Raw genomic sequence first — 22,059 nt, forward strand, 5'->3', positions numbered from 1 at the left:
ATTCTGGGTACGGTAATCAACTTCAACGCCAGTGCGAATGCACAAGCGAACGCCTTCAACGGTGGCCGCAACATGCACAAGCTGACGTTGACGACGGGCACGACCACCGTGACCCTGCCGGTCTTCCCACCGAGCTGCTAGCGCAAAGGCGATGGCCAAATCTAAAAGGGGCGAGCAATCGCCCCTTTTTTCTTTCCCTATGCCTACAGCGCTAACTTAAATTATCTCCACAGGCATTCCTATATGAACCAACCGAAAAGTTCTTCGCTACAATCGGGGATAGCGCTCAAAGTGTTTGGCGTTATTCTGCTTACAGCGTTTGTGGTCTATCCGCAAAACACGCCGGAGTCAGAAGTACAAAGCAGTATCCGTAAAGAGGGTTTGGAAAGATCGCAAATCATGCGCACGCTGCATTTTCTGACAGATGTGTATGGACCGCGCTTAACCGGTTCTCCCAATTTGAAAGCAGCCGGCGAGTGGGCGATTAAGCAAATGCAGAGTTGGGAGCTGGAAAATGGACATCTAGAACCCTGGGACTTTGGCCACACAGGCTGGCTCAATGAACGGGCTGCCGGCCACGTGCTTTCCCCCTTCAAAGAGCCGCTTGTTTTTGAGACGTTAGCCTGGACGCCCAGCACGAATGGCGCCATTACGGGCCAGGCTTATCATTTGGTTCCTCCTGATTCACCTACCGAAGACGACCTGAAGGCATTCCTGGAATCACAAAAGGAAAAAGTTAAGGGGAAAATGGTGCTGGTGGGAAAGCACATCCTTATCCCGGTCAGTTTTGATCCGCAAAATAAACGCACTGAGGATGCGCGTGCCAAAGAAATGTATAGCGGTAATGCGCCCGCCGGGCCGCCCGTCGGATTTAGACAACAGCAACAACAGGCCCCACAACCGGGACAAGCGCGCAAGCTCTCAGGGCGCGAGGTCAATCAACGCGTCGGTGAATGGCTGGCACAAAACGGCGCGTTGCTGATGTTGACCGATACGGCGGTGGAAGGGCGCATGGAACAGCGCCGCGTGCGCGCCTTCAACAATCGCAATTTTGACCCGGATAAATTCCCGCCTGCCGTTGTCTTGAGCAATGAGGATTATGGGCGCATCACGCGCGTGATGGCGGATGGCGCGCCGGTCGAACTGGAATTCAACATCGTCAACCGGCTCTACCCGGAGGGCAAAACCGCCTATAACACGGTGGCGGAAATTCCCGGCTCGGACAAAAAAGATGAAGTGATCATGCTCGGCGGGCACCTGGATTCATGGCATTCAGCGACTGGCGCGACAGACAACGCCATCGGCTGCACGATCATGATGGAAGCGGCGCGTATCCTCAAAGCCATTGGCGTCAAGCCACGCCGCACCATTCGTGTGGCTCTTTGGAGCGGCGAAGAGCAAGGCTTGCTTGGTTCGCAAGCTTACGTCAAAGAGCATTTCGGCTCAGTTGAAAATCCGAAACCGGACTTCGCCAAATTCGGGGGCTACTTCAACATTGATTCCGGCACGGGCCGCCCGCGCGGTTTTGGCGTGTTTGGCCCGCCAGAGGCCGCCGAAGTGCTGCACAAGGCGCTCACGGGCTTTGAAGATTTGGGCTTTTACGGCGCCCGCGCCTCTGGCAGCCGTTCGCTGGGCGGGTCTGACAATACTTCGTTTAGCAATGCCGGCCTGCCGGGCATTGGGGCGCAACAAGACCCCATCGAATACTTCAACATCACCTGGCATACCAATCAGGACACCTACGAACGCATTGTCGAAGACGATGTCAAAAAGGCTGCCGTGGTGATTGCGGCGGCGGTGTACCACTTGGCGATGCGCGATGAATTGCTGCCGCGCTTTAGCAAAGAACAAATGCCGCCTGTGCCTGCTAGCCGCAACTAACAAAACACCATAAGCAAAGCGGCGCGCAGGTGAATGCACTTCCCTGCGCGCCGCTTTGCTTTTCGCTTCTCCTCGTAGTCGCCAATTCCCCGTAGCGCTCCTTAGCCGCCACCCACAAAATGCACAATCTCCAGTTTGTCTCCCTGGCGTAATACAGTCTCGTGCCAACGCGGGCGCGGCACGATGTCCAGGTTCAATTCAATCGCCAGGCGCTCTTGCGCCAAGCCTAACTGGACGATGAATGCATTTAGCGTAGCCTCGGCGGCGATGCGTTGCGGTTCGCCGTTGACTTGAATTTCGATGCTGTTTTCAAGCGTTGCTGCTTCCACTACTGGCCGCCTCCTTTCACCGCTTCCCGATCCAGGTAATCGAGCAGGACGTTCGCCATCGCGCGCACGCCAATGACCAGGCTTTCCTCATCCGCATCAAATTCCGGCGTATGAATCATTCCGGTAATCCCTTTGGCCTTGTTGCCGACGCCCAAAAAGTAAAAGAAGCCCGGAATGACTTTCTGATACATCGAGAAATCCTCCGCGCCCATCTGCGGTTTCGGTTCAGAGAGGTTGGCTTCGCCCAGCACGCGGCGCAAGGTCGGCAAGGTGGCGGCCACCAGCTTCGGATCGTTGTACGTCACCGGATTGCCCACACCCACAAATTCCAGTTCGTAGCTTGCGCCGTAAGCTGAGGTAATGCCCTGCAAGGTTTGTTTCATCTGCGCGATGGCCTGCGCGCGCACGTCTTCGCTCAGTGTGCGCAGCGTGCCTTCCAGCTTCACTTCGTCAGCAATGATGTTGAAGCGATTGCCGCCGTGAATGCTGCCGAGCGTAAGCACGAGCGGTTCTTGTGTATTGATGCGGCGGCTGCGAATCGTTTGCAAGGCGGTGACGCATTCGGCAGCAACGACCACTGTGTCAATGCCGTCGTGCGGATAAGCGCCGTGCACTTTTTTGCCACGCACCGTGATGGTGAAACGATCTGATGACGCCATCGCCGAGCCAATGTTGTAACCGACTTGGCCGACCTGGATATTCGGCATCACGTGCAAGCCAAAGATCGCCGAGGGGCGCGGATTTTCAAGCGCGCCTTCATCAATCATCAACCGCGCGCCGCCTTTCTCGCCTGCGGGCGGGCCTTCTTCGGCAGGCTGGAAGATGAACTTGATCGTGCCATGAATCTGATCACGCATCTTGCTCAGAACTTCAGCCACGCCGAGTTGCACGGTCATGTGAACATCGTGGCCGCAAGCGTGTTTGACGCCGTCATTACGCGATTTATAGGGCACATCCAGCGTTTCCTGAATCGGCAGCGCGTCCATATCAGCGCGCACGGCGACGACATCGCCCGCCAATTTACCTTTGAGCAACGCGACTACGCCATAACGGCCCACGCCGGTTTTGACCTCGTCCAACCCCAGGGCGCGCAGCCTCTCGGCCACGACGCGCGCGGTGCGTTCTTCGCGGTTGGAAAGTTCGGGGTGGATATGAAAATCGCGGCGTTGCGCAATTAAGGCGGGGCGCAATTGTTCGGCGGCCTGTGCTAGCGCATCAGCCCGTTTGTCGGCTGACACAGACTGTGCGCCCACGCGCTGCCAACGCCAGGCAACGACGGCCAAGACCAACACGAGCGCCATTGCAGCTTTGTTTTTCATCAGAATCTCCGCTGGATCAGATTGGATATTTCAGGTGAACGGTGGCTGCACAGTACAAAAGATTGCCGCACACGGTCAACACAGCTAGGCCGCCGAACGTTGTTGACGCATTCAGGCAAAAAAAAGCGTGAACAGGACTCACGACCTGCTCACGCTTGTAACTGTCATCGCGTTAGAAATAACCCTGGGCGTCTTTCAATCAACGCCCCCGACAGGAGATGGTGAACACAATTGCTTGCGTTCACCAAACTGTTTACAAGTGCTATGCCGCGCTGCCGCTTTCAGCAGGCTTTAACCATGGGGCGCTTGGCTAACCAACCCAAGCGACAAGGCAAATCACAGCAGAATTGAGCTTGCGTCATTTTTGGCGGCATTGCACTGGCCTTGGCTGCCTGCCTAAATCAACCAAGTTCGCTTTGGCAGCCTCAATCACTCGACATAAGGGTTTCTTTGTGTTGTCGCATGCCGCCACACCGCTGTCGTGGAATGTCTCACCTCGCCTCGCAGTGGTTGGGGCTAGGGCTAGGCTTTTCCGGGGGACGCCCGTCAAAGTTTTGCGCCCACGCCGCCACAACCTGTTTGGCGATGGTCGCGCCGCCTGTTTTCCCTGGTATCGCAAACGCGCGCAAAACTTCTTTTGGTAAATAATTCGGAACCAAACGTTCAGAGTTCACGCTTCAGCCTGTTTGCGGGCCGCCACGCACACGCTGAAGCGTGAACTCTGAACTGCCGTCACCGAAAATTTACAGAAAGCAAAACTTTGACGCACACCCTCTCCGGGGCACTCTATTGACAGCCCGCGCGTGGCTGATTAATTATTGCGTCCGGCGCGAACCAGCAATCCCATTCAATCTTTAGTGCAAGCTCGTCGCAATGTGCAACGCAGGCGCGTTGGCAGGCGCAGCAGTGAAGCAAGCCCCATCCGCTGCGTTTCTTTTATTCTCTTCCAGCTTGTCGCGTTTTCCTGTTGGACTTCTTTCGGAGTTAAGTGATGCCCCTGTCCGGCCCCCAATTTCGTTCGCCAGGCTTCCACCGCCGCACGTTATGGTTAGGGTTCTTTGTTTTGAGCGTCTTGTGCATGCTGTTGGTGCTGGGGCCTGCCTTCTCTTCGCTGGCGCAACGCCGCGTGATGCGCCGGGCGGAAAGCGACCCAAAGCGCAAACCCGCGCCGCCTGCGCGTGCTGCCGGCAACCTGCGCAACCTGCTGCCCCAGCAGAAACTCGCTCCTGACGGTTCGCTCCTCGGCGAAACCTGGACGGGCGCGGAAGCTGTCAGCGAATCCACGGCGGAAATTATGGAGCGCGAACGGCAACGCGCCGCGCTGCCGCAACGCCAGGAACCCATAAACGAACTCGAACACGCGCGCCCCAATCGCCAAAACCTGCCGCAAAATCCGAATGCTTTGCCCGGCGAACAATGGCCGCCGTTGAGCGCCGAGGAAACCAAGCAACTCGCGCCGGCGCGCCATCTCGTCGCCGCGCCGGCTGCGCCTCAACCCGTCACGCTCAACTTCACCGGCGCCACGCTGGCCGATTCCGGAGCCTTTCCGCCCGACTCAATGGGCGCCGTCGGGCCGACGCAATTTCTGCTGGTCATCAATGGGCGCATCCGCGTGTTTGACAAAAATACCGGCGCGGTGGGGCCGCTCGATGCCGACACCAATACGTTTTTCAACTCGGTCAGAGCGAATGCGACAGTCTCTGATCCGCGCGTGCGTTATGACCGGCTGTCGTCGCGCTGGTTTGTCGTGATGATCAACGTTCCGGCGTCGCTGGCCAACAACAGCATTCTGCTGGCTGTCAGCGATAGCGCGACGATTACGCCGAATACGGTGTGGCGCTTCTTCGGCTTCCAACAGCAACAACCCGCTACGTCAGGCGACTCAGGTTGTTTTTCCGATTACCCGACGCTGGGCATTGACGCACAGGCGCTTTACATCGGGACGGATCAATTTTGCGGCGTTGATTTCGCTGGCACAGCCGCCTTTGTCATTCGCAAATCTTCGGTGCTCTTTACCGGCCCGCTGGTGGTCACGGCCTTTCGCAATTTGACGGGCACGCCCGATGGGCCGGGCCTTTATACGCCGCAGGGCGTGGACAATTACGACCCAGCCGCGACTGAAGGCTATTTCATCGGCGCGGATAACTCGACGCTGGGCCGTTTGGCCGTGCGGCGCGTTAGCAACCCGGGCGGCACACCGACGCTGTCGGCAAACATCTTCGTCAACGTGCTCTCGACCTCGGTGCCGCTTAAGATTCGCCACGCGGGCAACAATAACGGCACGAATGGCTTTCTCGATTCGATTGACGACCGGTTGTATGCCGCGCACATGCGCAATGGCCGCTTGTGGACGGCGCACAACATCGCCGTCACCAACACCGGCTCTACTGAAGGCAATCGCACGCGCACGGCAGCGCGTTGGTATGAACTCAGCGATTTGAACACCGACACGCCCAAGCCGGTGCAAGCCGGAACGCTCTTTGCCGAAAGCGCGACGAATAGTTTTAACGACCGCAACTATTTCATGCCTTCGATTGTGGTTTCAGGCCAGGGCCACGCGGCGCTGGGCGCATCCAGCGCTGGCGCGAACGAAGCAGCCAATGCCGTGACCGCTGGACGGCTGGCGAGCGATCCGCGCGGTGCTCTGCGCGCGCCGGTGCTGCTGACCAATTCCAGCGCGGCCTACAATCCCGCGCGGAATACGGGCAATGATGATGGCTTCCGGCGCTGGGGCGATTACTCCTACACCAGCGTAGACCCCTGCGATGACATGACGCTGTGGACGATTCAGGAATTTTGCAACGCGACCGATTCCTGGGGCGTGCAGATCGCCCGCTTACAAGCGCCGCCGCCCGCCACACCCGCTGGCGTCAATCCGCCCAGTGTGCCCGCCGGTTTGGCTTCGACGACGATCACCGTCACCGGCATTGCGGCGAATGGCGCGGGCTTTTTCGATCCGGGCACGGGCTTCAATTGCCGTTTGCAAGCCCAGGTCAGCGGCGGCGTCACCGTCAGCGCGGTAAGTTATGTCAACCCGGCCACGGTGCGCCTGACGATCTCAACGACCAATGCCAGCACGGGTTTGAAGAACATCACCATCATCAACCCCGACGGTCAGAGCATCACCGCGAATAACCTGCTGACGGTCGGCAATTGCGCCTATACCGTCGCGCCAACGCAGCAAAGCTTCACCGCGGCGGGCGGTAATAGCTCGGTCACTGTGACGGCGGCGGCTGGTTGCGGCTGGACGGCGGTCAGCAACGATGCGTTTATCACAGTCACTTCAACAAATCCTAGCAGCGGCAATGGCACGGTCACTTACACCGTCGCCCCGACGGTCGCGGGCGCGCGCAGCGGCACGCTGACGATTGCGGGACAGACCGTGACGATCACGCAAAACGCGGGCGCGGGTTGCAACTTCACGCTCGCGCCCGGCAATGCCCAATTCAAAGCCGGTGGCGGTTATGGCACATTCAACGTCAGCACGCCGGTGGATTGTGTCTGGACAGCGGGCACGGCGAGTTCGTTTGTGAACCTGCTGTTCAGCACCGCCGGGCAAGGCAATGGCGCGGTCAATTTTTATGTCGCGCCGAACGCCACGCCCATCGCGCGCACCGCGACCATTGCGGCGGGCGGCCAGAACTTCAACCTGACGCAGGAAGCCGCGCCGCTCGAAATCGCCGTGGATGATGGTTCGTTGGAAACCGCGACCGGTTTGGGCGCGGGCGGCACCTCGGTACGTGTCAATCGGCTGACGCCGCCGTTTTATCCGGCGACGGTGGGCGCGGTGGCGATTTATTTTCCCGACGCGCTCGGCGTCAACGTGGGCGATCCGTTCACCCTGCTGGCCGGGGCAAATTTGGATGGCGATGAAAATCTGGACGGCACGCCGTTTCAGGAAACCGCCGTCACAGTCAAGGCGCTGGGTGATTTCAACGTTTATACCCTGAGCACGCCGTTGACGATCAACAGCGGCGATTTCGTGCTGGGCATGCGCTTGAACCACGCGGAAGGTGTGCGGCCCTTCGCGCGTGACACCACGCTGCCCTCGCGCCGCCGTTCGTATCGGCAAGTAGACGGTGCGACGGCGTTTCAATTGATTGACGACCCGCCCGTCAATACGCCCGGCAATTACGGCATCCGCGCGCAACTGATTCGCCCGGCCAAACTGCTGGTCAAAGGCGGTGCAGTACTGACGGCGGAAAGCTGTTTGCCCGCCAACGGCGTGATTGATCCCGGCGAAACCGTCACTGTCAACCTGACGGTGCAAAACAACGGTTCGAGCAGCACCGATAACTTAAGCGCCGCGTTGCAACCGACCGGCGGCGTGACGACGGCGGGCGTGACGCAAAGTTTCGGCGCGATTGCACCAGGTTCGGCGGTCACGCGCCCCTTCACCTTTGTCGCGGCGGGCAATTGCGGCAACACGCTGACGCTGACGGTCAACCTCAGCGATGCGGGGCAATCTTTGGGCACGCAAAGTTACAACTTCAGGTTGGGCGCGCCAGCTGCCAACAGCTCGACCTTCAAATTTACCGGGCCGCCCGCCGCCATTCCCGACGGCGACGCGCGCGGGATTAACGTGACGATTCCAGTCAGCGGCTTCACCGGCCCGCTGGCGGATTTGAATGTGCGCTTTGACGGTTCGCAATGCACCACGGCGGCGGGCGCGACAACGGTCGGCCTCGCGCATGATTTCGTCGGCGATTTGGTCGTCAAATTGACTTCACCACAAGGCACCACCATCGTGCTGATGGATCGGCCCGGCAGTGCCGCCAATAGCGGGCGCAATTTCTGCCAAACAGTCTTGGATGACGACAGCGCCGGCGCCACTTCGATTCAGCAGATTTCGCCATTGCTCACCTCGCCGGTCGGGCCGCCCTATTCCAGCACCTTCAACCCCGCGAATCCGCTCGCCGCCTTTGACGGCGAAAACCCGAATGGCAACTGGACGCTCAATGTCGCCGATCTAAGCCCGGAAGACACCGGCACCGTGCGCGGCGTCTCGCTGGTCTTGAGCGGTTTTGCCTGTTGTCAGAGCGCGCAACCGCAATTCGCCTACGAAGGCGATGTCGCCCCGCGACCCAACGGCAACGGCGCGGCGACCGCCGCCGATTGGACGATGCTGGGCCGCATGATTATGGGATTGGTCACGCCCACGCCCGGCAGTGAATTTCAACGTGCCGATTGCGCGCCGCGCGAAACGCTGGGCAATGGAGCATTGACAGCGGCGGATTTCACGCAAGCGGGCCGCTACGTCGCGGGCCTCGATCCGCTGACGCCCGCAGGCGGGCCGCTCGCGCCCAATGTGCTGTTTGAAACACAGGCGCGTTATGTGGCGGAACCGGCGGCACCCGCGCTGACCATCCCCGCGCGCGGCCAAAGCACGCGCGGCTTCACACTCACGCTGGCGGCCACCGGCGCTGAAAATGCGCTGAGCACGACCTTGCGGTTTGATTCCACGCGCTGGCAATTCGTCGCAGCCACGACGCCGCAAGCCGCTACGTTACTCGTCAACGAAACTCGCACCGCAGATGGGTTGCTGGGATTGGTGCTCGCACTGCCCGCCAATCAAACCTTCGCGGCGAGCCAGGTGGACGTGGTGCAACTGACGTTTCAAGCGCGCGCCGGACACAGCGCTGAACCGCTCACGTTGCAATTCTGCGATGAGGTCATCGGGCGTGAACTGGCGGATGTGCAGGCGCGTGTGTTGAAAGCTGGCAATGAATTTGGGCTTGGCGTAAGCTTCGCGCGCTTTACGCTGCCGGAACGGCAATCTCGAAAACAACCGGCAGCGCGCTTACGACAGTAGCGTGCAACACCCCGCCCTGAAAGGGCGAAATTTAATAGCCGGGGGCAAGCAACGCGCCGCCCCGGGTGACCTTGCGATGAATGGATAAGCCCTGAAAGGGCGAAATTTGAAAGCAGATTACGCCCTTTCAGGGCTTATCTATTCTTTCGGCTTGTCCGTGGGCGTTGCCCACGGCTATTGAATTTCGCCCTTGCAGGGCTTGCATTGGAACGATCTTTAATTCGGAGTATCTATGAGCGAAGAACTCGATCAGGTCTTTGTCGGCCTCGTCAAAGAAAGCTGGAAGCATTACAACGAGACGGTCAACAACACGCGCATGGATGACCTGCTGGTCGGCGCGGTCGTCACCGCGATGGTCGAACAGGGTTATGCGCTGATTGATCTGAATTCGGATGGCACGAATCATTATCTGCGCTTCGAGTGGTTGCAGACGCGCCAGCGCGTGATCTTCCAACTGCACAATCTGGCCGAAGACCTGGTCACAGCCAAAGTGCTGGGTCGCAAAGCCCGCGTCACGATTGGCTACGGCGAAAACGTGCAGAACAGCCAGGCCGTCTGGTCGGCCTTGCGCGCCGAGGTCAAAAGCCAATACTTGGACACCACCGAACCCGGCGTCATCACCTGCGACGCCGATCTGACCAGCGGCTACATCTACGTCCAAGTCCCGCTGATTCTCGACCTCGATCAGTATTTCACCGCCGACTGGACGGTCAATTATCAACTGCTGCAACGGCATCTGTATGCGACGGTGCAGGCCTTGGCGAAGTATTTGCGCGGAAGGTTGAACGCTTAAACTTGAGCCAACGGAAGCACTGCTAAGGACTAACAAAAGCTTTGGAAAGGGGCAGGCAAGCACATGACCCAGGTCTTCCTAGCACTATTGATTTCGTTACTTTTATTTGCGTGTGGGCAAACTCCGAACGATTTGCAGATCATTCAAGAACTCGCCCAAGAGTGCGTCACCTCAACTATTGACGGCAACTTCAACCGGCTTGTTGATCTGACATATCCGAAAGCAGTTGAACTGATGGGCGGTCGGGAGAAGATGATTGCGTTAATGGAGAAAGAATCGAAGAGTGCTAAGGAAGATGGGTTTGCCCCCTTACCAACCACGGTAAGCGCCCCTACCGAGGTGATAAAAATTGGCGCGCAAAGGTTTGTAATAGTCACCTACCAACTGAAGATGAAGGTTCCTGGTGGAAGATTGAAACGAGACTCCTTTCTCATCGGCGTTATTGATAAGCCCGGAGTTACGTGGACTTTCGTTGATGGGACAACTATGGACGAAGCGATACTTAAACGGCTCTTTCCAGCCGCTGCTAACAAACTCCCGTTGCCCCCGCGCTCAGAACCGGTGTTTGAGAAAACGCCTTAGGTGACAATCTCATAGTAAATAACTCATCAGAGGAGTAATCACATGTTGTCTTTTCTATCTCAATTCAAACACTCGCAGGAAATGCGCGAGAGCAAAGACGAGATCATGATCGGCGAAGTCGTGCGCGCGATGTCGCGGCTGCAAATGCCGGCCAATGGTTTTTTTGCCAGCACGGGCGAACAGACGATTCGCTTCAAGCCGCTCAGCGATCCGCTGCTGCATTCGGTGCTGATCCGCCTTGACCGCAAGACGGGCGGCTCGGCCATCCAACAGGCCATCATCGGCAGCAAAGCCACGGTCACCGTGCAAGCCGAAGTCAAAAACTATCTGGCTGACCCGGATGATCTGGTGCATATGTATCGCACCGACATCGCGAACATTTTCAAAATCCCGATGCTCGGCGATGTGCGGCTCGATCATCAGTTGAATTCGATCCTCGCCACCAAAAAGGTGATGATTGATATTGACGATTACATCCTGAAAGGCGAAGAGAGTGCCCAACGCATCGCCCAACTCCTAAACGGCCTAATCGCCGAATTGCGCCAGAAACTCGCGCCGTATAAGAAGGCGTAAGTGATGGCGAGGCGACAGCAACGCGCGCACCTCTTTCTTCGCGGCTCCAACCTCTGTTGTTTGGCGAAACATTGTGCTTGTTCCCTGATGCCTGATTCCCGCTTCCTGATTCCTGACAAGCTGAAAATCTTCAGTAATTTTCCTGCTATCAGGAGTCAGGAATCAGGCATCAGGCATCAGTTTGGAACTTGCGTGCTCTGCTCTTTAGGTTATGCGCTATGAACTTTGCTGAATTTCAGTCCACGTTCGACCACGATCAACTGCCCAACGGGTTATCGCCCTATCTGGCCGCGCTCTGGCATGAGGCCCACGGCGATTGGGATGCCGCGCATAAAATCGTTCAGGAGATTGACACTGCTGAGGCCGCCTGGGTGCATGCCTATTTGCATCGCAAAGAAGGCGACGTGGGCAATGCGCGCTATTGGTATCGCACAGCCAACCAACCGTTCCCTGCCGGGCAACCGCTAGGCGCTGAATGGGCCGCGCTCGTGCGTCAACTGCTTTGACTCCGCTGCGGAAGCCCTGTACCTTCTGCCCGTACCTTCCCCCCGCAAACAATCAAATCTATAGGAGACCTTATGCCGTCGCACAGATGCCCCGTCGTGACGCTCATGCTCGTCTTGTTCACTTTGCTTTGCGCGCCTGCCTTACAGGCGCAAGACACACCCAAAGTCGAAGTCGGAATCCAGGTAACGGCGCTTAAGCTTGGCGATTTCAAACTCGCCGTGCCCGATTTGGGCGGCTCGCAACGCGGCGTCGGAGGCCGCGTTACCGTCAACCTCTCCGATCACATTTCCGTCGAAGGCGAATTCAATACCTTCCCCAACGACTTCCGCATCACCATTCCGCAAATCACCAATCTCGTCCGGCGCGACATCACGCGCGACCGCGTAGACCAGTTTCTGCTCGGCGTAAAACTCGGCGGACGCTCCGAACACTGGGGCATCTTCGGCAAGCTGCGCCCCGGTTATGTGCGCAGCGTGTTGCAGGATCAAACCACGGGCAATACCAATACCTCTCTCAATACGCTGTTTCGCACTACTTCCGGTTTCGCGTTGGATGTGGGCGGCGTGCTGGAGTTTTATCCCTCGCACCACACGATGCTGCGTTTCGATCTGGGCGACACGATCATCCGTTACGAAACGAAGCTGCAAAGCGGCACAACCTCAACGAAATTCGTAAATCACAATTTGCAGGTGAGCGCCGGGTTTGGCCTGCGATTTTAAGCAGCAACGGCCAAGGGCAATTCAATGAAGAACCTCTTTGTGATTCTCGCGCTCGCAATTATGGCGGCCGTGGTGGCTTTTGGGAATGAAGACCAAAAGTCACAAGCTGCGGCAACACCGCCAGAACTGGTTTCCTTTCCGACGCAGGACGGCGGGATCGTTTATGCCAACCTGTATGGCAAAGGCGCGCGGGGCGTCGTGCTGGCTCATGGGGGCCGGTTTAATAAGGAGAGTTGGGAGAAGCAGGCGCAGGTATTGGTGCAAGCCGGATTTCGCGTTTTGGCGATAGATTTCCGCGGGCGCGGCCAGTCGAAAGGCGGGCCGCAGACCAATCCCAATGACGACAGTGTGCGCTTCGACGTGCTGGCCGCCGTCCGCTACCTGCGAAAGACGGGCGCGAAGACCGTCTCGGTGGTCGGGGGAAGCTTTGGAGCCGATGCCGCCGCCGAAGCGTCGGTTGAGGCCAAGCCGGGCGAGATAGATCGCCTGGTGCTGCTGGCAGGCGGGGCAATAGACAAGCCCGAGCAGATGAAGGGGCGAAAGCTATTCATCGTAGCCCGCGACGACCTCGGCTCGCGCGACATCCCACGCTTACCCAAAATTCGCGAGCAGTACGAGAAAGCGTCGAAGCCTAAAGAGCTGGTGATCCTCGAAGGCTCTGCCCACGCGCAGTTTATTTTTGAGACGGATCAGGGCGAGCGGTTGATGCGCGAGATTCTGCGCTTCCTTTCTAAGCCATAACCCTCCGTAAGCGTCCGTTGATTCGAGAGACTAGACCGATGCAGGTTGAGCGAACCGCGTGCTGAAATGTTGCGTAAAGTAGTAGCTGCTGAACGAAATTTGTTTCCAACTCAACGAAAGCAGCGCAGAACAGCGCAACCAGACGACCCGCAAGCGGAGGAAATGAAAGATGCCGGAGTCACATTCCATCTCCAATCAAGGCCCGAACAGCGTGCTAAAGGGCTCTCGCTCGACGGCACTAAAGCCGATCATCTGGATGACCGGCATTCTTGCCCCGACCACTGTGGTGGCTATTTTTCTCCAACTATTTTTGGGCGTGCCGAAGTGGACGAGTATCTTCTTTTGCACCGCAACCGGCCTTTCTGTGCTTCTTTACGTAGTCGCGTATCTGTACTTTATGATTAACGATCAGAACGCTTTGCGGTCTGAAGAGTATCTATTGGAAAAACTGCCAATAGAGAGAACCACGATTGGCGACATTCACATTCAACTCCAGCCAGAACAGCAACCGCCACAACTTAGAGAGACGACCGACCCTCTTCTTGAGCGCCGAGTGAAAACCCCTTTGAGCATTACAGAGAGGACAGTTCCACTCGAATAGCGGGCACAGATGATTCTGGGACTAAGCAGACGTTGTCTGCCCGTAGCGGCGATAGAACATGGAATCAGGAAGGAAGAAAACCTATTGACCAGCGAAGATTTATTGTCAGCTCAACGCCCCGAAACTAAGCGTGCAATTCAACTCGGAGCAAGCATCTGGCTGCTGGCCGTCCAGTTCTTTATTGCCCAGGCCGTCGTGCAATCAGCGTGGACGACGCCGTTCAGCCTGTCGCAGAATTTCATCAGCGATCTAGGGAACACGACCTGCGCGCCGTATCCGCTGGATTCCACCTCGTATGTCTGTTCGCCGTGGCACGCCTGGATGAATGCATCGTTTATCGTGCTGGGGCTGACGATTTTGGCGGGCGGCGCGCTGGTGCGTGCGGCCTTCCCGCGCGGCTGGGCCAAGGTAGCTGGTCTGGCGATTCTGGCGCTGGCGGGCTTGGGCATTATTGCCGTCGGCATCTACCCTGAGAACGAAACCATCGCGTTGCATCGCCTCGGCGCAGTGGGCCATTTCGTGTTGGGCAACTTGGGGCTAGCCGTGCTGGGGATCGCGCTGTGGCAGGCGCGTGACAAACGCAGGTTAGCGGTTTATTCCATCGTCTCCGGCGCAGTGGGTTTAGTAGCGACGGCGCTCTTCATCACAGACCATTATCTGGGGTTGGGCATTGGCGGGATGGAACGTGTGGCCGCCTATCCGTTGCCGCTGTGGTTGATGTTCACGGGCTTTTCCATTTTCAGGTCATGACGATTCAAACACTCACCAAATCGTTCTACGGATTCGTTGGCACACTCTTGCTGCTGGCTGGAGGCACGGTCTTGCTGTTGCGAACCGGCTTGTTGCCAGAAGCGCTTCAGAGTCTCATTTTCAACGTCGGGCGCGGTGATCTGAATGCCGTGCACATCCTGCAAGAGTTCAGCGCGTTGCTGGTGTTCGCGGGGTTGATGACATTCTGGGCAATCCGCCATTACGAACAAAGCCGACCTTTTCACTGGGCGCTGACGACGTTCTGGGGATTACTCGCGCTAGTGCATTGGGTGGACGCCAGGGGTGATTTCAAGTCAGTTGCTGGGCCGCTGATTAACACGATTCCTTTTGCGTTGTTCGTCTTGGTGGGGTTGCTGCGGCAGCGAGTTGAGAAGCAGGTAGCTTGAAATTTCCCTAAAGGAATGCCGCAGCCTGGGTACGCACCGCTTCTAGCGTGCAGGTGTGGGATTGGACGAATTGATGCCGAAGGAAAACCCTCCGGAATTGTCACGTCCGATGCCACACCTGCACGCTAGAAGCGGTGCGTACCCAGGCTTTCCTATTCGTACCGCAGCGCAATCATCGGATCAATCTTCGTCGCCCGGCGAGCCGGGATATAACAAGCCACGAGCGCCACCACAGCTAATAACAAAGCAATGGCGGCAAAGGTCAGCGGATCAGCCGCGCTGACACCAAACAGCAGATTGCCCATCAAACGTGTGAGCGCACCCGCAGCCACCGCACCAAGCACGATACCAATTCCTGTTAATACCATACCGTGCCCGACGATCAGTTTCAGCACGTCGGCGGTTTGTGCGCCGAGCGCCATGCGAATGCCAATCTCTTGGGTGTGTTGCGCGACGGTGTAAGAAACGACGCCGTAAATGCCCGTCAAGGTCAGCAACAAACCAGTCACGCCGAACAAGGCGAACAGCAAAGTATAAAACCGCGTCTCTGCGACGGTGATGGCGATGGCTTCGGTCAAGGGTTGCACGTTGGTGAGCGGCACGGCTTTGTCACCGTTGCGGATTTGCTCGGTAAAGCTGCGCGCGAGCAACGCTGGGTCATTGGTTGTGCGCACAAAGAAACTGCCCCACGTCCAACTGTTCTGTTGATAGGGCAAATAGATTTCGGGCCTTGCCGGGTTGGTCAGAGTGGCATGGTGCACGTCACCCGTGACGCCGACGATTTGCCAGCGCTCGGGGTCGCCTTCGTTTTGATTGGCGCCGATGTTGGTGATGTATTTGCCGAGCGGGTCTTCATTCGAGAAATAACGTTTGGCGAACGTTTCGTTGATGATGGCGACGCCGGGGCCGCCGCGCTGATCCTGTTCGGTGAAGTAACGGCCTTGGCGCAGTGGAATTTTCATCGCCTGAAAATACTGCGGGGTAACGCTGCGGTTGCTGGCGGATGGTTCTTTTCCAGGTTCGGGTTTGGGGCGGCCTTCGATGCTGAAATCGCCGAACACATTGCCGCCGCTAAACGGCAGCGGCACGGCGAAGGCGGCGCTCTCGACGCCGGGCAAAGCTTTGAGCCGTTCGAGTGTTTGGTTGATGTATTGCACGCGCGCTTCGTGCGTTGCGTAATTCGTGCGGGCCATGCCGATGCGCCCGGTCAAGACGTTCCTGGCATCGAAGCCCGGGTTTACATTCATCAATTGCCCAAAGCTGCGGATCATCAAACCCGCGCCGATGAGCAAGACCAAACCCAGCGCAACTTCGGCCACGACCAGGGCATCGCGCCACCAACGCAACGAACCGGCGGCGGTCGCCGTTTTTGAACCGGCTTTGAGAACTTCGTTGAGATCAGGGCGGGAAGCTTTGAGAATCGGAAGCAGGCTGAACAGCACCGCCGCCAGCACCGACACCGACAGCGTAAACAGCAACACCGGCGCATTGATCTGCACTTCATCCAGCCGTGGCAATTGGTCAGCGCCTATGAATTTGAGCGCGCCCAGGCCCCAAGCCGCCAGCAGCAAGCCCGCGCCGCCAGACAGTACGGCGAGCAGCAAGCTTTCGGTCAATAGATGCCGCGCGATGCGCCAGGTATTCGCGCCCAAAGCCACGCGCAAAGCCAATTCTTTTTGGCGGCTGCTCGCCCGCACCAACAGCAGGTTGGTCAGATTGGTGCAAGCGATCAGCAAAATGAACCCGACCGCGCCCAGCAGCAACCACAACGCGCGCCGCATTTCAGGGCCAACGATTTGTTCGCCCACGCCCACAAAATAAGCAGCAGTGTCGCGGCTGTATTGCGGATATTGCCGCGCCAGATTTTCCATCACATTGTTCAACTGCGCCTGGGCTTGAGCGTAACTCACGCCCGGTTTCAAGCGGCCTAGCACCCGCAAAACTTGTGCGCCGCGCTGGTCTAGATTCCCGCCTTCGCCCGCGATGGTCGTCAGCAAGTCGGTGCTCTGTGCGGCCAGCGGAAACTCAAACGTAGGCGGCAAAATACCGATGATCGTGAACGCGGCGCCATTCAACGTCAGCGACTGACCTACCGCCGCGAGGTTCCCTCCCAAACGGTTTTGCCAATACTGGTGGCTGAGAATGACAACGGGTGGCGCGCCGCGCCGTTCTTCATCAGGTTGAAAATCGCGGCCCTGTTGCACGCCGACTTTGAGCAACGAAAGGAAATTCGCCGTGACACGCATGCCCAGAATGCGCTCGGCCTGGCCTGCGTTGAGGATGGTAAAGCCATCCAGCTTGTAGCCCGCGATGGCCTCGAAGCCCGAATGCTGTGCGCGCCAATCCTGCAATTCCAAATAGGAGAGATAGCCTTCGACGCGCTTGTCTTTAGGTGTCCGCCAGAGTGCAACGACGCGTTCGGGTTCGGCAAATTTGGGCGGACTCAACACGAGCGCCTGGATGACGCTAAAAATCGCGGTGTTCGCGCCAATGCCCAGCGCCAACGTGAAGACAGCCAGCAAGGTGAAGCCGGGCTTCTTTAACAGCATGCGCGCGCCGAAGCGCAGGTCTGAGAGTAAGGATGACATTTCAGGCCCTCCTAGATCGGTTTTCATTTGCGTGTACGGTAGCCGCGCAGCGGGACAGTACCGCGCGCGTGAGCAAGCGGGGCTTACGTCGTTGCGCCAGTCTGCCGTACTTGACGCGCCGCTTGCTCACGCGCGCGGTACTGTCCCGCTGCGCGGCTTTTTGCCCTACACCGAAGTGAAAAGGATCGGAATTCAAGTACGGATAAGGGGAAGTAAACACAGGGCCGGGGAAAGCCGCACGGCCTGTCAATGTTGGGGTTTCCCCGTGTCCCCTATGCTCCCCGTGGTTGGCGCCAGACATTCATTTGCAAACTGCTCTAAGCGACCGCCAAGACCAACAACGTCGCATCGTCTTGAAAATCGCCGCCGCAAAACTCTGTCGCGGCGGCCAGCAGGCGTTCTTGCAAGGACATGGCGCTCAGCTTGCGGTGCGCCCGCACGAACGCCAGCAAGCGGTCTTCGCCAAACTCTTCGCCCGCCGCATTGACGACTTCGGTAATGCCGTCGGTGTAAAGCAACACGCGGTCGCCCGCGCCGAGTTGCACTTCGCCCTGTTCAAACCGGCTCTCGCTGAAAAGGCCGAGCACGGTGCCGCCCTTTTGCAACGGCACACACGCGCCGTCGCGCCGCACCAACAAAGGCGCGTTGTGCCCCGCGTTGGTGTAACGCAGCTTGCGATTGGCGCTGTCATAACAGGCGTAAAAGAAGGTGACGAACTTGCCGCTGTTGAGCTGGACGCTGAGCGCACGATTGACCTGCGCGCACAAATCGCGCGGCTCGCATTGCGGCGAGGCGAAAGCTTTGATCAGCGCCTGTGCATTCGACATCACCAGCGCGGCGGGCATCCCCTTGCCCGACACGTCGCCGATGCAAAAGGCCAGCTTGCGTTCATCGAATTGCAGCACGTTGAAAAAATCGCCGCTCACCGAACGCACCGGCTGCCAAGCCGTCGCCAATTCGCAGCCACGTAACGTCGGGATGGTATGCGGTAAGAGGCTCTTTTGAATTTCGAGCGCGGCGGCGAGCTCCCTGGCCTGCGCTTCGTCGCGTTGCGTTTGTTGCTGACGTTCCAACCGGCGCTGGCGGCCCGCGTCGAGTTGCGCGCGCAAGGTCTGCAACAGGCGCGCATTGTCCCAGGGCTTCAAGATGAAATCGCCGACCCCGCGCCGCATGGCTTCAACGGCCAGTTCGATACTGCCCCAGGCGGTCATCGCCACGATGGGCAGCGTCTGATCAAACGCGCGAATCCGCGCCAGCAAATCCAGCCCCTCCGCACCCGACGTGGTATCGCGCGTGTAATTCAAATCCATCAGCACCAGATCGAACGAACGCTGCGTCAAGGCGTCCAACAACCGCGCCGGCGAACTCACGGCTTCGGTCTGAAAGCCCGCGTTTTTCAGCAACAGGCGCAACGCCGCCAATACATCCGGATGGTCATCGGCGATTAAAGCAAGTGGGGCGAGCGGCGCGGTGGCGGTTACGGCATTGGCATTCATGATTTACCTCTTTTACATACTGACAACGGGAGACGCAGACACAGAGCGATAACCAAGCGGCGTGCCAGTGCAAGGTGAAAGGCTAACTTTTGAATTGGGATGGGTTGAGAGAAGGCGTATGAAAATGAGCGGAACGCCAAGTGTCCGCTGGTGGGATAGCGCATTCCCAAAAGTAACCAACAACCAAGCACCACCAAGCCCGTTTTGTTTGTACCGAGCCGTGCAGTTCATGTAGCGCAACCCGCCGAGGTGGTGCGGTTTCAGCAACTACGAAAACGGTTTCCGTTGTGCTTCCGGCTGTAGCTGCTGAAACTGCGCAACCTCGGCGGGTTGCGTTACTTCGTCAGAGAGCTTGCGTATTCGCGACAGCTACTCGCACCGCAGCGCAATCAGCGGATCAACCTTGGTCGCCCGCCGCGCCGGAATCCAGCAGGCCAGCAAGGCCACCGACATCAGCAGCAGGGCGATCCCGGCGAACGTGAGCGGATCAGCCGTGCTCACGCCAAACAAGAGGCTTTTCAGCAAATGCGTTAAGGCGAAAGCGGCGGTCAGGCCAATGGCCAAACCGATCAGCACCAACGTCATTCCCTGCCGCACGACCAGGCGCAAGACCGCCCGCGCATCCGCGCCGAGCGCCATGCGAATGCCGATCTCGCGCGTGCGTTGGGCGACGGCATAGGCCATCACGCCATAAATGCCCGCAGCGGCCAGCAGCAAGGCGACCAAGCCGAAGATGCCCAGCACACTGCCCGCCAGCCGCGCCGGTAACAGGGCGATGCCCAGGTGCTGCCGCATCGTCTTCACGTCAAAGAGCGGCAGGCTTTTGTCCAGCGCGGCGACTTCGTTGCGGACGGTCGCCAACAAATCGGTCGGATTGCTTTGCGTGCGAATGATCAGCGTCGGCGCTGCGACGTAGCGTTGCGCCAGATTCAGATAGAGAAACGGCGTGGCTTCTTCGCCCAGCGAAGTGTATTTGCCGTCTTTGACGACGCCGACGACGGTCAGATAGGGCGCGTCATTTGCGCCATTCGGGCCGCCTCCCATCTGAATGCGTTTGCCGAGCGGCGGCTGGCCGGGCCAGTAACGGCGCGCAAAGGCTTCGTTGATCAACACGACGCCGGGCGCTTCAGGGCGATCTTGGGCTGCAAAGGTGCGGCCTTGTAACAGCGGAATCCGCAGCGTTTCAACATAGCCGGGCGCGACGGTGGAGGAATGGATTTCCATGTCTTCGCCCGCTTGCGCGGCATAGCCTTCGATGGTGACGCTGCGCCGCGAACCGCCCAGACCTAAAGGCAAGTCATCAGCCAAGCTGGCTGAAATGACGCCGGGCAAAGCACGCGTGCGGTCGAGCAATTGTTCGATAAAAATTTTCCCGCGCGTTTCGTCATAGCCCTGTTGCTGCAAGTCCATAGACATTGCCAGCAGGTTATCGGCGTCAAAGCCCGGATCAATCGAACTGGCGTTGCGCAGGCTGCGCAAAAAGAGGCCGGCGCAAATCAACAGCAACAAAGACAACGCCACTTGCACGACAACCAACGCCCCGCGCAAGCGTCCGCGCCCGCTACTTGCGCCGCTATCATCCTTGAGCGCATGGGTAACATCGGGCCGCGACGCCGCCAGCGCCGGCACCAGCCCGAACACAACGCCGGTCAGCAACGACAAGCCGAACATAAAACCGAAGACGCGCCAATCGCCGTGCAAATTGAGTTCAAGCGGAAAAGGCACCGGCGGTTTGAAGGCCATCAGCAAATCTGCGCCCCAGGTCGCCAGCGCCAACCCCGCGACGCCGCCCAGCAAGGCCAGCAGCACGCTCTCGGTCAGCAATTGCTGAATCAAGCGTCCGCGTCCCGCGCCTAACGATAGCCGGATGGCAATCTCTTTGCGCCGCGCCGCCGCCCGCGCTAGCAGCAGATTGGCGACGTTGGCACAGGCGATCAGCAACACCAAGCCGACGACGGTCATCAGCAGCGCCGTAAAAATTACGAGCGGCGTGCGCACGCCCGGCATCACGCGCGCTTCGCTTTCGGGTATCAGGGAAACCTTGCGCCCCTGGCGGCGGATGTTGTCCCATTGCTGCGGCCATTCTTGGTAAAGCTGGGCGGCGAGGTTGTTGAACTCGGCCTGCGCCTGCGCGACGGTGACGCCGGGTTTCAAGCGCCCCATAACGAATATCCCGCGATTGCCGCGTTCGGTCAGATTCCGGCTGCCGGGCACGAGTTGATCGGCCATCATTGCGGGTACCCACCAATCCACCGCCAGGCCGCGCAACAATCCGCCATAGTTTGCGGGCGCGACGCCGACAATGGTGAAGGGTTGCCCGTTGAGTTTGACGTTGCGCCCGACCGTGGCCGGATCGCTGTTGAAGCGCGTTTGCCAAAGCTTGTGACTGATGACGGCCACCGCTGCCGCGCCGGGCCGCAATTCTTCTTCCGGTAAAAAACCGCGCCCCAAGGCGAGCTTCAGGCCCAGCACCGTGAAGTAATTGCCGCTGACGATTTCGCCAAAGGCGCGCTCATTCGCCCCATCAACATTGAGGCTGAGCGGTTGCGGCTGATAGGACACCAACCCCGTGAAGCTCTGATTACGGGCGCGAAAATCCGCGTAATCGGGATAGGACGAACCGCCGAAATCGCCGCTGCTGAAATCGCTGGTGAAGACCGCCGCCAACTCTTGCGGCTGCTCGACCGGCAGCGGACGCAGCAGCAGCGCGTTGATGAGACTGAAAATGACGCCATTCGCGCCGATGCCTAAGGCCAGTGTCAGCACCGCAATCAAGGTGAAGCCAGGCTGTTTCAACAATACGCGCACGCCGTAGCGCAGGTCTTGCCAGAGTGTTTGCATCACTATCTCCTCAAAAGTTGGCGGTTGGCGGTTGGCGGTTGGCGGCACAAGACTGGTGGGGTGCCCTCTGCGCCATCGCTTTGTGGCCGAATACCCAGGTCGCTGCACTTCAACCGCCAA

The 22,059-nt window shown here is 58.6% G+C and carries 17 protein-coding genes; 12 read left to right on the forward strand and 5 right to left on the reverse strand.

Features of this window, described 5'->3' with window-relative positions:
* Positions 1–141 (forward strand): hypothetical protein (locus HY011_07095; protein MBI3422690.1); only part of this gene is annotated, 141 nt, incomplete at its 5' end.
* Between the two features lie 102 nt (positions 142–243).
* Positions 244–1,881: a M20/M25/M40 family metallo-hydrolase gene (locus tag HY011_07100; protein MBI3422691.1), complete on the forward strand. Its 1,638-nt coding sequence runs from the start codon at positions 244–246 to the stop codon at positions 1,879–1,881.
* Between the two features lie 101 nt (positions 1,882–1,982).
* On the opposite strand, the gene thiS is transcribed toward HY011_07100, so the two are convergent.
* Together thiS and HY011_07110 are read right to left on the reverse strand one after the other, a co-directional pair.
* Complete coding sequence (gene thiS / locus HY011_07105; GenBank protein ID MBI3422692.1) at positions 1,983–2,183, reverse strand: sulfur carrier protein ThiS; 201 nt, start codon at positions 2,181–2,183, stop codon at positions 1,983–1,985.
* Positions 2,184–2,209: 26 nt separating this feature from the next.
* Positions 2,210–3,529, reverse strand: coding sequence for an amidohydrolase (locus HY011_07110; GenBank protein ID MBI3422693.1), 1,320 nt, complete (start codon positions 3,527–3,529; stop codon positions 2,210–2,212).
* Positions 3,530–4,520: 991 nt separating this feature from the next.
* On the opposite strand from HY011_07110, the gene HY011_07115 reads away from it, so the two are divergent.
* The 10 genes from HY011_07115 to HY011_07160 all read left to right on the forward strand — a co-directional run bounded on the left by HY011_07115 (position 4,521) and on the right by HY011_07160 (position 15,014).
* A complete protein-coding gene (locus HY011_07115) occupies positions 4,521–9,341 on the forward strand; it encodes a proprotein convertase P-domain-containing protein (protein MBI3422694.1) in 4,821 nt (1,606 codons plus the stop codon).
* A gap of 232 nt (positions 9,342–9,573) precedes the next feature.
* On the forward strand, positions 9,574–10,134 hold the full coding sequence (locus tag HY011_07120) for a hypothetical protein (GenBank protein ID MBI3422695.1): 561 nt from the start codon (positions 9,574–9,576) through the stop codon (positions 10,132–10,134).
* Positions 10,135–10,197: 63 nt separating this feature from the next.
* Entirely contained in the window at positions 10,198–10,716 is a 519-nt protein-coding gene (locus tag HY011_07125; protein MBI3422696.1) for a hypothetical protein, read from the forward strand.
* Positions 10,717–10,758: 42 nt separating this feature from the next.
* Positions 10,759–11,289, forward strand: a complete 531-nt coding sequence (locus HY011_07130; protein MBI3422697.1) for a hypothetical protein — start codon at positions 10,759–10,761, stop codon at positions 11,287–11,289.
* A gap of 218 nt (positions 11,290–11,507) precedes the next feature.
* A complete protein-coding gene (locus HY011_07135; protein MBI3422698.1) occupies positions 11,508–11,795 on the forward strand; it encodes a hypothetical protein in 288 nt (95 codons plus the stop codon).
* A 72-nt stretch (positions 11,796–11,867) separates the two neighbouring features.
* Positions 11,868–12,515, forward strand: coding sequence for a porin family protein (locus HY011_07140; protein MBI3422699.1), 648 nt, complete (start codon positions 11,868–11,870; stop codon positions 12,513–12,515).
* A gap of 24 nt (positions 12,516–12,539) precedes the next feature.
* Entirely contained in the window at positions 12,540–13,256 is a 717-nt protein-coding gene (locus tag HY011_07145) for an alpha/beta hydrolase (GenBank protein ID MBI3422700.1), read from the forward strand.
* A gap of 169 nt (positions 13,257–13,425) precedes the next feature.
* The gene (locus tag HY011_07150) at positions 13,426–13,857 is read left to right on the forward strand and encodes a hypothetical protein (GenBank protein MBI3422701.1); all 432 of its coding nucleotides are present in this window, start codon (positions 13,426–13,428) and stop codon (positions 13,855–13,857) included.
* A gap of 84 nt (positions 13,858–13,941) precedes the next feature.
* A complete protein-coding gene (locus tag HY011_07155; GenBank protein ID MBI3422702.1) occupies positions 13,942–14,607 on the forward strand; it encodes a DUF998 domain-containing protein in 666 nt (221 codons plus the stop codon).
* Positions 14,604–15,014 (forward strand): hypothetical protein, encoded by a 411-nt coding sequence (locus HY011_07160; protein ID MBI3422703.1) that lies wholly within the window; start codon positions 14,604–14,606, stop codon positions 15,012–15,014. Before HY011_07155 ends, HY011_07160 begins: the two co-directional genes overlap by 4 nt.
* Before the next feature lie 152 nt (positions 15,015–15,166).
* Here HY011_07160 and HY011_07165 read toward each other — a convergent pair whose 3' ends face one another.
* The 3 genes from HY011_07165 to HY011_07175 form a co-directional block, all read right to left on the reverse strand.
* Positions 15,167–17,602 carry an ABC transporter permease gene (locus HY011_07165; protein ID MBI3422704.1) on the reverse strand — a complete coding sequence of 812 codons (2,436 nt, stop codon included), beginning with the start codon at positions 17,600–17,602 and terminating at the stop codon, positions 15,167–15,169.
* A 317-nt stretch (positions 17,603–17,919) separates the two neighbouring features.
* Complete coding sequence (locus HY011_07170; protein ID MBI3422705.1) at positions 17,920–19,098, reverse strand: SpoIIE family protein phosphatase; 1,179 nt, start codon at positions 19,096–19,098, stop codon at positions 17,920–17,922.
* A 369-nt stretch (positions 19,099–19,467) separates the two neighbouring features.
* Positions 19,468–21,939: an ABC transporter permease gene (locus HY011_07175; GenBank protein ID MBI3422706.1), complete on the reverse strand. Its 2,472-nt coding sequence runs from the start codon at positions 21,937–21,939 to the stop codon at positions 19,468–19,470.
* Between the last annotated feature and the right edge of the window lie 120 nt (positions 21,940–22,059).

This window comes from Acidobacteriota bacterium (assembly GCA_016196035.1).
In the GTDB taxonomy this organism is placed as follows: Bacteria; Acidobacteriota; Blastocatellia; order RBC074; family RBC074; genus JACPYM01.

Bases quoted from the DNA above. Each gene is read 5' to 3' on its own strand.
- HY011_07100 (MBI3422691.1), top strand. From the start codon at position 244: ATGAACCAACCGAAAAGTTCTTCGCTACAATCGGGGATAGCGCTCAAA.
- HY011_07110 (MBI3422693.1), bottom strand. From the start codon at position 3,529: ATGAAAAACAAAGCTGCAATGGCGCTCGTGTTGGTCTTGGCCGTCGTT.
- HY011_07115 (MBI3422694.1), top strand. From the start codon at position 4,521: ATGCCCCTGTCCGGCCCCCAATTTCGTTCGCCAGGCTTCCACCGCCGC.
- HY011_07120 (MBI3422695.1), top strand. From the start codon at position 9,574: ATGAGCGAAGAACTCGATCAGGTCTTTGTCGGCCTCGTCAAAGAAAGC.
- HY011_07125 (MBI3422696.1), top strand. From the start codon at position 10,198: ATGACCCAGGTCTTCCTAGCACTATTGATTTCGTTACTTTTATTTGCG.
- HY011_07130 (MBI3422697.1), top strand. From the start codon at position 10,759: ATGTTGTCTTTTCTATCTCAATTCAAACACTCGCAGGAAATGCGCGAG.
- HY011_07135 (MBI3422698.1), top strand. From the start codon at position 11,508: ATGAACTTTGCTGAATTTCAGTCCACGTTCGACCACGATCAACTGCCC.
- HY011_07140 (MBI3422699.1), top strand. From the start codon at position 11,868: ATGCCGTCGCACAGATGCCCCGTCGTGACGCTCATGCTCGTCTTGTTC.
- HY011_07145 (MBI3422700.1), top strand. From the start codon at position 12,540: ATGAAGAACCTCTTTGTGATTCTCGCGCTCGCAATTATGGCGGCCGTG.
- HY011_07150 (MBI3422701.1), top strand. From the start codon at position 13,426: ATGCCGGAGTCACATTCCATCTCCAATCAAGGCCCGAACAGCGTGCTA.
- HY011_07160 (MBI3422703.1), top strand. From the start codon at position 14,604: ATGACGATTCAAACACTCACCAAATCGTTCTACGGATTCGTTGGCACA.
- HY011_07165 (MBI3422704.1), bottom strand. From the start codon at position 17,602: ATGTCATCCTTACTCTCAGACCTGCGCTTCGGCGCGCGCATGCTGTTA.
- HY011_07170 (MBI3422705.1), bottom strand. From the start codon at position 19,098: ATGAATGCCAATGCCGTAACCGCCACCGCGCCGCTCGCCCCACTTGCT.
- HY011_07175 (MBI3422706.1), bottom strand. From the start codon at position 21,939: ATGCAAACACTCTGGCAAGACCTGCGCTACGGCGTGCGCGTATTGTTG.